General features: G+C 75.7%; 9 protein-coding genes. 2 read left to right on the top strand and 7 right to left on the bottom strand.

Features of this window, described 5'->3' with window-relative positions:
* Nucleotides 1–248 precede the first annotated feature (248 nt).
* A complete protein-coding gene (locus EDJALFJO_RS08595) occupies nt 249–983 on the top strand; it encodes a hypothetical protein (protein ID WP_088284185.1) in 735 nt (244 codons plus the stop codon).
* A gap of 19 nt (nt 984–1,002) precedes the next feature.
* Here the strand turns inward: EDJALFJO_RS08595 and EDJALFJO_RS08590 are convergent, their stop codons facing one another.
* The 7 genes from EDJALFJO_RS08590 to EDJALFJO_RS08560 are packed head-to-tail and all read right to left on the bottom strand — an operon-like array spanning nt 1,003 to nt 8,704.
* Entirely contained in the window at nt 1,003–2,580 is a 1,578-nt protein-coding gene (locus EDJALFJO_RS08590) for a nickel-dependent hydrogenase large subunit (protein WP_198950133.1), read from the bottom strand.
* Complete coding sequence (locus EDJALFJO_RS08585) at nt 2,577–4,106, bottom strand: proton-conducting transporter membrane subunit (RefSeq protein WP_088284183.1); 1,530 nt, start codon at nt 4,104–4,106, stop codon at nt 2,577–2,579. Before EDJALFJO_RS08585 ends, EDJALFJO_RS08590 begins: the two co-directional genes overlap by 4 nt.
* Complete coding sequence (locus EDJALFJO_RS08580; RefSeq protein WP_088284181.1) at nt 4,106–4,831, bottom strand: hypothetical protein; 726 nt, start codon at nt 4,829–4,831, stop codon at nt 4,106–4,108. Before EDJALFJO_RS08580 ends, EDJALFJO_RS08585 begins: the two co-directional genes overlap by 1 nt.
* On the bottom strand, nt 4,818–5,765 hold the full coding sequence (locus EDJALFJO_RS08575; protein ID WP_088284189.1) for an NADH-quinone oxidoreductase subunit H: 948 nt from the start codon (nt 5,763–5,765) through the stop codon (nt 4,818–4,820). The genes EDJALFJO_RS08580 and EDJALFJO_RS08575 overlap by 14 nt, the downstream gene beginning before the upstream one ends.
* Nucleotides 5,766–5,791: 26 nt before the next feature.
* Nucleotides 5,792–7,846, bottom strand: coding sequence for a proton-conducting transporter membrane subunit (locus EDJALFJO_RS36070; protein ID WP_088284179.1), 2,055 nt, complete (start codon nt 7,844–7,846; stop codon nt 5,792–5,794).
* A 28-nt stretch (nt 7,847–7,874) separates the two neighbouring features.
* Nucleotides 7,875–8,369: an NADH-quinone oxidoreductase subunit NuoB gene (locus EDJALFJO_RS08565; RefSeq protein WP_088284187.1), complete on the bottom strand. Its 495-nt coding sequence runs from the start codon at nt 8,367–8,369 to the stop codon at nt 7,875–7,877.
* A 2-nt stretch (nt 8,370–8,371) separates the two neighbouring features.
* On the bottom strand, nt 8,372–8,704 hold the full coding sequence (locus EDJALFJO_RS08560; protein WP_088284177.1) for a metalloregulator ArsR/SmtB family transcription factor: 333 nt from the start codon (nt 8,702–8,704) through the stop codon (nt 8,372–8,374).
* A gap of 95 nt (nt 8,705–8,799) precedes the next feature.
* Here EDJALFJO_RS08560 and EDJALFJO_RS08555 point away from each other — a divergent pair, with 95 nt between their 5' ends.
* Complete coding sequence (locus EDJALFJO_RS08555; protein ID WP_088284175.1) at nt 8,800–9,930, top strand: CaiB/BaiF CoA-transferase family protein; 1,131 nt, start codon at nt 8,800–8,802, stop codon at nt 9,928–9,930.
* Nucleotides 9,931–10,049: the final 119 nt, after the last annotated feature.

Genomic DNA, 10,049 nt, shown 5'->3' with positions numbered 1-10,049 from the left:
AGGTCGTGCACCGGCGCCGACTCACCCGACACGACAGGACCAGACGGCAGCGACGCACCCGGCTCACCGCCAGGCACCTCGCCGCCTGCCTGCTCGTCGCTGCTCACGAGAACAACCCTACGGACAGGGTCCGACAGTCTGACCCCCGCGAGATCCGTTCCAGCGCAACACCTTTGCGTGAGTCATCATCACTCACGAAGAGCGATACGCTGCACGGACACCGCGCGCGACCAGAGGAGCGACCCCGAATGCACATCGAGCCGACGGGCGCGCGCGACCGCGACGAGGCCGAGATGGACGCGCTGTTCGCCGACGGCTTCCCCGCGTTCATCACCGCGGACCCGAGTGTGAAGCCGGTCATCGGTCGCGTCCGGGAGTACTTCCCGCACCTCGACATCGTCCTGCTCGACGGCGAGCCGAGCATCCCGGTCGCGACCGGCTGGGGAGTGCCGTTCGGCTGGGACGGCGACCCGGCCACGCTGCCGCAGACGTTCGGCGGCCTGCTGCGCCGTGCCGTCGAGGGGCACGAGGCCGGCACGGCCGCGGACACGTTCGCGCTGTGCGGGGCCGTCGTGCACCCGGGGCACAAGGGGACCGGGGTCGCGTCCGCGCTCGTCGAGGCGCTCGTCGGGCTCGGAGCGGCGAACCGCCTGGACCGGGTCGTCGCCCCGCTGCGGCCGACAATGAAGCACCGCTACCCGCTGATCCCGATCGAGCAGTACGTGACGTGGCTCCGCCCCGACGGGCTGCCGCTCGACCCGTGGCTGCGGCTGCACCACCGGCTCGGCGGTCGCGTCGTGGCGCTCGCCCCGGCGGCCCAGACGATGGTCGGCACCGTCGCGCAGTGGGAGGCCTGGACCGGCCTCGCCCTGCCGGGTTCCGGTGCCTACGTCGTCCCCGACGGGCTCGCCCCGGTGCACGTCGACCTGGACGCCGGCACCGGCACCTACGTCGAGCCGAACATCTGGGTGCGGCACCGGTAGCCCGGCGGGACCTCACGGATCAAAGGTCGTTGCCCGCGTACGACTGGTTGAAGCTCTTGTTGGCCAACGGGAAGTCGGGAACGATCGTGTCCGCGAGCGCGACCGGCAGCGCCGGCCAGTTCATGAACGACGGGTCGACGACCTTGACCCGCGCCAGGCGACCGTCGGCCCCCACAGTCACTCGGTGACAGAGCAGCCCGCGCCAGGCCTCGACGATCCCCAGACCGCGCGCGATGCCTCGCGGCGCAGCGCTCTGCGGCCCGGCCGAAGCACGCGGGCCGCCGCTCGCGAGCACCTCGGTGGCCGCGACGACGAACCGCGCGGACGCCTCGACCTCCCGGGCCCGCACCGTGAACCGGGCGAGCACGTCCCCCTCGCTGTCGACGGCCGGCGCGGGCGGCCCGCCCGGAAGCGCGGCCGGGTCGACGAACGGGTGGTCCCGGCGGGCGTCGACGTCGACACCGCTGGCACGGGCGACGTAGCCGAGCACGCCCATCCGCACCGCGTCCTCACGGCCGAGCACCGCGGTGGCGACGAGCCGGTCGAGCACCATCGGGTGCTCGAGGGCGAGCCGGACGACCTCGGCGACGTCCGCCGCCGCGGCCCGGACCAGCCCGACGTCGGGCAGCGCGACGACGTCCGCGCCCCCGACCCGGACGCCGCCGCGCAGCAGCCGGTGCCCGGTCACGGACTCGTTGAGCCGCAACAGGTTCTCCCGCACCCGCTGGAGGTGCACGTTGGCCAGCCCGAAGGCGACGTCGTTGAGGATCATCCCGAGGTCGGCGGCGTGGTTGTGCATCCGCTCCAGCTCGAGGAGCAGCGCCCGCACGAGCCGGTCCCGCTGCGGGACGACGAGCCCGAGGGCCTCCTCGCACGCGAGCGCGTACGCGAGGGTGTGGCCGACGGCCGTGTCCCCGCTGATCCGTTCGGCGAGAACGACCCCGTCGTCCGGCGTCCGGCCCTCGAAGAGCCGCTCGACCCCCCGGTGGACGTACCACAGGCGCGCCTTCATCCGGACGATCGTCTCCCCGACGACCGAGAACCGGAAGTGCCCCGGCTCGATGAGCCCGGCGTGCACCGGCCCGACCGGGATCTCGTAGACGCCGTCGCCGCCGACCTCGAGGAACGGGAACGCGCTGAGGTCCTCGCCGAAGTCCGGGACGACGTCCGTCTGCGCCGAGCGCTCCCCGAGGAGCGGGTGCCAGGCCCTCGGCCAGTGCGCGTGCCGCACGAGCCGCCGGGGCAGCGGGTGGTCGCGGGGCTCGACCCCGAACAGGTCGCGGATCTCGCGCTCGAAACGGCCGCCCGGGTACGACAGGTCGGCGATCGTCGGCACCCACGCGTCGTCCGTCGACACCTCGAGCGTCAGCTCGACCCGGCTCTCCCCCGCACCGCTCGGGCCCTCCGGACCGCCGTCCGGCCGGGCGAGCACGTACCCCAGCCGGACGGCGCCCGGGGCGTTCTCCGCGACGACCAGGAGCATCCGGTGCCCGTCCGCGAGCAGGGCCGCGACGTCGGCACGGAGCGCCTCGCGGGTCGTCGGGCGGCTGAGGACCGGCTGCGGCAGAACGGGTCCGGCGGTGGGCGTCGCGCTCACGGGGCACCTCCGATGACGGCGACGACGGAGTCCAGCGTGCCGGCCAGCGGGGTCGCCAGGGCCAGGAGGCACGCAGCGGCCAGCGCGAGCGCGACCGGCGCCAGCGGTGCCGAGAGCGCCTCCGTCGCGGCAGCGGCCGGCTCCGACGACCCGGCGGGCGCCGGCGCCCCGAGGGTCATGGCTATGACGGCACGCCCCATCCCGACGAAGACGACGAGGAGCAGCACGAGGACGATCGCCATCGCCCAGCCGTAGCCGGACCGCAACCCCGCGACGACGAGCGCGGCCTCGGTGAGGAACAGCCCGGACGGCGGCAGGCCGAGGAGCGTGACGGCACCGGCGAGGAACGGGATGCCGATCCGCGGCGCGCTGCGCACCAGACCGTGGACGTCGGCGATCGCCGTCGTCCCCTCGACGGCGAGCACCCGCCCGGCCATGACGAACGTGCTCGCCTTGGCCAGGCCGTGCACGAGCAGGTGGACGAGCATCGCCGCGAGCGCGAGCCGGTTCCCGACCGCGGCGGCGACCGCGACCAGCCCCATGTGCTCGATGCTCGAGTAGGCGAGCATCCGCTTGAGGTCCCGCTGGGTGACCACGAGAACCGCGGCGACGAGCAGGGAGAGCAGCCCGCCGACGAGCAGCAGCGTCCGGACGGCGGCGCCGTCGAGGAGCACCGCGTCGAGCCGCTGGATCCGCAGCACGGCGCCGAACGCGACCGCGAGGAGGACGCCGGACATCAGCCCGGAGACGGGCGCGGGCGCCTGGCTGTGCGCGTCGGGGAGCCAGGCGTGCATCGGGGCGAGGCCGGCCTTCGTCGCGAAGCCGAGCGCCGCGAGCAGCAGGCCCATCCGCGCGACCGTCGGGTCGACCGCGGGGCGGTCGGTGACGAGCCGGACCCACGACAGGGTGGGGTCGCCGGCGGCCCGGGTCGCTGCGTACAGCAGCACGAGCCCGAGGAACGCGATGCCGACCCCGACCGAGGCGAGGACGACGTACTTCCAGGCCGCCTCGACGGCCCGCCGGCCGCCGGCGAAGCCGACCAGGAAGGCCGTCGTGATCGTCGTCCCCTCGACGGCGACCCAGGTGACGCCGAGGTCGTCGGCGACGACCGCGAGGACCATCGCCGCGAGGAAGAGGCAGACGAGCGTGGTGTACCGGCCGCCGCGGCGCGAACGGGCCCGCCCGGGGCTGAGCCCGCCCCACGTCGCCGTGAGGGCGACCGCCCCGACGACGACGAGCAGGTACCCGGCGAGCGGGTCGACGCGGAGCAGCCCGCCGGCGGTGACCACCGCGGCACCGCCGTCCGCGACCCCGGCGAGGAGTGCGCCGCCGCACAGCAGGACGACGGACGACGCGACGACGTCCGCGACGAGGACGACGGCACGGCGGCGCAGCAGGAGCACCGCGAGCGCGCACAGCGCCGGCCCGAGCAGCGCGACCCAGACGAGCGCGGGCCCGACGACCGGCCCGGCGGTGAACCCCGCGGCCAGCCCGGCAGCGAGCGGAGCGGTGAGGACGGCGGCCATCAGTCGTGCAGCTCCCTCAGCTGGTCGAGGTCCGTGCCGCCCGGGGCGCCGGCGCCGAAGGCCGTGTCGATCCGCGAGCCGAGGACCTGCAGGACGAGGACCACGAGGAGGACGTCGAGGGAGACACCGAGCTCGACGACGAGCGGGACGCCGCCCGTCGCGAGGAAGGCCGTCGTCGCGATCCCGTTGTCCAGCACGAGGAACCCGACGAGCTGGGACTGCGAGCGCCGGCCCGTCGCGAGGAGCGCGAAGCCGACGAGGACGAGCGCGAACCCGACGGGGAGGGCCTGCCCGGTCGCCCCGGTGACGACCCGGGTCACCGGCCGGGCGGCGAGGTACGCGACGACGACGAGCCCGGCCGCGCCGAGCAGCAGCGGGACCCGGCTGCGGCCACGGACGACGGCGGGACGGACGACGGGTCGGACGGTCGCGGGCCGGTCGGCAGCCGGCGGGGCAGCAGGACCCGCGGCCCGCGACGGCCGCCGGACGACGAGCGTCGGCAGCACGACCCCCTTGAGCACGCCGACGAGCAGCGCCACGAGCCACAGCACCGGCTCGCCCTCCGCGACCCCGATGACGGCGACGAGCCCGGCGAGCGCGAACCCCTGGACCGCGAGCGGCCCGCGCGGCGAGCTCGCCGGACCACGCCAGGCGAGGAGCACGGCCGTGAGCAGCTCCAGGCCGGCGAGGAGCGCGACCGCCTGGCTCGCGTCACCCGATGACATAGGAACCCGTCACGGCGAGGAAGGCGAGCACGAACGACCCGGTGAGCAGCTCCGGCACCCGGAACAGCCTGAGCTTGGCCATGAACACCTCCGCGGTGGCGAGCACGACTCCGGAGGCCGCGGTCTTGACGACGACGGCGACGACGCCGAGCGCGAGCGCCGGCAGGCCCGGGCCGCCGTCGCCGGCAGTCGCGACGCCCCACGGGACGACGAGGTTCGCGACGAGCGCGAGGAGCACGGACAGCCGCAGCCAGGAGCCCAGCTCGACGGCGGCGAGGTCTCGGCCCGACGACTCGAGCACCATCGCCTCGTGGACCATCGTCAGCTCGAGGTGCGTCGAGGGGTTGTCGACGGGGATCCGTGCGGTCTCCGCGACGACGGCGATCGCCAGCGCGACGACGGCAAGCACCCCGGCGGGGGCGACGACCCGGCCCGGGTCGGCGAGCCGGCCCTCGACGATCGGCCCGAGGGCCGTCGAGCCGACGGGCACGGACAGCGCGTACACGGCCAGCAGCACCGTCGGCTCGACGAGCGCGGCGATCGTCAGGTGCCGGCTCGATCCCATGCCGCCGAAGGCCGATCCCGCGTCGAGGCCGAGCAGGCCGAGGGCGACCGTCCCGACGAGGAGCACGGACACGACGACGAACAGGTCCGCGGGCAACCGGGCCGGCCCCGCGGTCGTGACCGTCGGCACGAGGGCGGCGAGCAGCAGCCCGGAGCCGAGGACGACGACGGGTGCCACCCAGGCGACGACCGTGGAACCGCTCGCCTGCAACGGCTCCTTGCGCGCGAGCTTGACGAGGTCGCGCCACGGCTGGAGCAGCCCCTGGCCGACCCGGCCCTCCCAGCGGGCCCGCACCTGGCGCAGCACCCCGACGAGGAACGGCGCGGCCACGACGACGACGACCGTCTGGAGCACGACGGCGACGACCACCCGCACCTCGCCGGCCACCTCGCCGCTCACCGGGCCGCCAGCCCGAGGACGACGACGAACGTCGCGAACGACCAGGCGAGGTAGCGGTGCACGCTGCCGTTGTGCAGCGCCCGGCCCGCGTCGCCGACCCGCGCCGCGGCGCGCAGCAGCGGGCGGTACCCGTGCTCCTCGAAGACGTCCCGGACCCGTTGCCGGAACGACATCGCGCGGACGACGTAGGGCGCGTCCGCGGTCGTCGTCGCCACCGAGCGGCTGACCCCGAGCGGTGCGTCGAAGATCCGCACGAGCGGCTCCGCGTAGGACGTCGCCGTGTACTGCATCCGTGGGCTGACCCGGGCCCCGCCGCAGCCCCAGCCGAGCTCGACCGCGCGACGCGGGGCACGCCGGCGCAGCCGGGCCACGACGCCGGCGACGACGACGAGCGCGGCGAGGGCCGCGAGGCCCAGCGCGAGCGGGTCGAGCACCGGGACGAGCGCGGCGGTGCCGCTCGCTGCCTCACCCGCGGAGCCGGGGGCCGGTGCGACACCGCCGAGCCGGACGCCCGCGGCGAGCGTCGTGCCCGCGGCGGTGACGCCGTCCACTCCGAGCGCCCGGACGGCCGCCGTCGCCATCGGCCCGGGGACGAGCCCGAGACCGAGGACGGCGAGGGCACCGACCGCGGCGGCGAGCCGCTCCGCCCGGCCGACCTCGTGCGCGGCCGCCGCCCCGTCGCTGCGCGGCCGCCCGAGGAACGCGATCCCGAACGCCTTGGTGAACGTCATGAGGGCCAGCCCCGCCGTGAGCGCCACGACCGTGACCGCGAGCGCGGAGACGAGCCCGAGCCGGGGGTCGGCAGGGCCGCCGGCGTGCACGAGCGCCTGCAGCAGCGTCCACTCCGCGACGAACCCGGCGGTCACGGGCAGCCCGGCGGCGCCGAGGGCGGCCACGCCGAACGCACCGCACGTCCACGGCATCGTGCGGCCGAGGCCGCCGAGCCGGTCGAGGTCCCGCAGACCGGTGGCGTGCAGCACCGATCCCGCGGTGAGGAAGAGCACCGACTTCGCCGCGGCATGCCCGAAGGTGAGCAGGAGCGCGGCGACGAGCAGCACGTGGCCGGTCTCGACGTCCCCGCGCGCCGTCGTCACCTGCGCGGCGCCGACCGCGACGAGGATGAGGCCGACGTTCTCGGTCGTCGAGTACGCGAGCAGCCGCTTGAGGTCGGCGGCGACCCCCGCCTGGAGGATCCCGAAGACCGCGGACGCCGACCCGACGACGAGCAGCGCCAGCCCCCACCACGACGGCCCCGCGGGGAGCAGCCGGACGACGACGAGCAGCACCCCGTAGACGCCCGCCTTGACCATGGCGGCACTCATGAGCGCGCTGACGTGGCTCGGCGCCTCGGGGTGCGCGCGGGGCAGCCAGACGTGCACCGGCACCGCGCCCGCCTTGGTGACGAACCCGAGGAGCAGCAGCCCGACCCCGGCCCCGGTCGCCCCGGCGTCCGGGGCGAGCCGGGCCAGGTCGCTCCACCCGGTGCCGCCCGCGGCCGACGCGAGGACGGCGAACCCGCCGAGGACGAGCAGGAACGACAGCTGGGTCATCCCGGCGTACCACAGCCCCGCACCGACGACCTCGGGCCGGCGGGCGTGGTCGGCGAGGACCAGGACGGCGGAGGCGACGGCCATGACCTCCCAGGCGAGCAGGAACGCGACGACGTCCGCCGCGGCCATGACACCGAGCAGCCCGAGGACGAAGAGCGGGTACGCGACCCACGCCGTCCGGGAGGCGGCGGTGCCGCGCGCGCCGTCGAACGCCCAGACCGAGGCGAGCACCGTGACGCCGCCGACGAGCACGAGGAACGCCCCGCCGAGCCGGTCCGGGGCGTAGGCGGCGGTCACGCCGGGCAGGACGGTGCCCACGACGACGCGCCCGGTGCCGCCCGACCAGGCGAGCGCGCCGGTCCACACCGCGGCCGCGCCGACGAGCGCACCGAGCAGCGGCGAGACCCGTTGCCGGGCAGCGGTTCCCAGCGCACCACCCGCGACCGCCGCGACGAGGGCGAGACCGAGGACCGTGAGCAGCCCGAGGCGCACGCCGCTCACCGCGGCACCCCGCGCGACAGGGACCGGCTCATCGCCGCGTGACCGTGCGCAGGGCCTCGACGACCGCTTCCGGGCGCGGCGGGCACCCGGGGATCTCGAGGTCGACGTCGACGACGTCCTTCACCGCACCGACGACGCCGTACCCGCCGGCGAAGACGCCGCAGTCGCGCGCGCAGTCGCCCATCGCGACGACGAGGCGCGGCCGCGGGGTCGCGTCGACCGTGCGGCGCAACGGCTCGGCCATGTTGCGGGTGACCACGCCCGTGACGAGGACGACGTCCGCGTGCCGCGGCGAGGCGACGAGCCGGGCGCCGTAGCGCTCCCCGTCGTGGACCGGCCCGAAGGCGGCCGCCACCTCGATCTCGCAGCCGTTGCACGACCCGGCGTCGACGTGCCGGACCTGCACCGACCCGGCGAGGATCCCGGCGTCCGCCCGCGCGGCGCCGGCAGAGTCGGCCCCCCGCGGGACCGCGGGCTCCGCGATCCGCCCGGTGCGGCGCGCGAGGGAGAGCCAGCCGCGCAGGCTCACGACGCACCCCCGCCGAGCTCGCTGCGCAGCTGCTCCTGGCCGGCGAGGACCGCCGCGAGGATCGCCCGCGCGGCCAGCAGCAGGTCCCGGACCTCGGCGACGCTGATCGCGTACACGACGGCCCCGGCCTCGCGACGCTGGACGACGAGACCGGCCCGGCGGAGCACGGCGAGCTGCTGGGACAGGTTGCTCTGCTCGATCTCGATGGCGTCGAGCAGCTCGTGGACGGCGTGGTCGCGCTCGCTGAGGAGCTCGAGCACCCGGATGCGGGCGGGATGACCGAGGGTCCGGAAGAACTCGGCCTTGGCCTGGTACAGCGGGACGGGCACGATCGCAGACATTAGCACTTGAACACTTCTTCAAGTTACGACCGAGCCCGCGGACGCCCGGGTGCTCCCGGGAGGACGTGGGGTTGACTGGCGGCATGCTGCCGCTCGCCGGGATCACCGTCGTCGCGTGCGAGCAGGCCGTCGCGGCGCCGTTCGCGACCCGCCAGCTCGCCGACCTCGGGGCACGGGTCATCAAGGTGGAACGCCCCGGGCGCGGGGACTTCGCGCGCGACTACGACGCCACGGTCCACGGGCAGTCGAGCCACTTCGTCTGGCTGAACCGGAGCAAGGAGTCGGTGGTCCTCGACCTCAAGGACGACGCGGACCGGGCACGCCTGCTGGGGCTCGTCGACACGGCCGACGTGTTCGTGGAGAACCTCGCCCCCGGTGCGGCCGCACGGCTCGGGCTCGGCGAGGCGCTCCGGGAGACCCGGCCGCGACTCGTGACGTGCTCCGTCAGCGGGTACGGCACGGGCGGCGACCTCGAGCACGCGAAGGCGTACGACGCACTCATCCAGGCCGAGGCCGGGACGATCTCCGTGACGGGGACCCCGGCCGACCCGGCCAAGGCCGGCATCCCGGTCGCCGACATCGCCGGCGGGACGGCTGCCTTCTCCGGCATCCTCGCCGCCCTGCTGCACCGCGAGCGGACCGGTGTCGGGACGCACGTCGCCGTGAGCCTGTTCGACGCCCTCGTGGAGTGGATGGGCCACCCCATGTACTACGCGCTGTACGGCGGCACGCCGCCGCCGCGGGCCGGCACCAGCCACGCGGCGATCGCGCCGTACGGGATCTTCGCCGCCGGCGACGGGACGGCGTTCATGCTGTCGGTCCAGAACGAGCGCGAGTGGGCGGACTTCTGCACGCACGTCCTCGGGGACGGCTCCGTCGCGGCCGACGCCCGCTTCGCCGGCGTCGCCGCCCGGGTGGCGCACCGGGACGCCCTGCACACCACGATCGACACCGTCCTGCGCACGCTCGACGGGCCCTGGCTGGAGCGGCGCCTGCGCGCCGGGCGGATCGCGTACTCGCACGTGCGCGGCGTCGAGGACCTGCGCACCCACCCGCAGCTCGCCCAGCGCGACCGGTGGCGCGTCGTCCGGACCCCGGGGGGACCGGTCGACGCCCTCCTGCCGGCGATCGGCCTCACGGGGCTCACGCCCCGGATGGACCCGGTGCCCGCGCTCGGCGAGCACCAGGCCCTCGTCGCGGACGACGGCGGGTGACGGACCCGGGTGCAGCCGGGACCGTCCCCGCCGTCCGCCCTAGGAGTCCGCTGAACAAGGCACCTATCTGGGGTGGTTGGGTGGCGAGGAGGGGACTCAGGGCCGTCTGGCGGCGGTCA

Source organism: Kineosporia sp. A_224 (assembly GCF_002198655.1).
GTDB lineage: Bacteria > Actinomycetota > Actinomycetes > Actinomycetales > Kineosporiaceae > R-H-3.
This window is presented reverse-complemented; position numbering and strand designations above follow the sequence as displayed.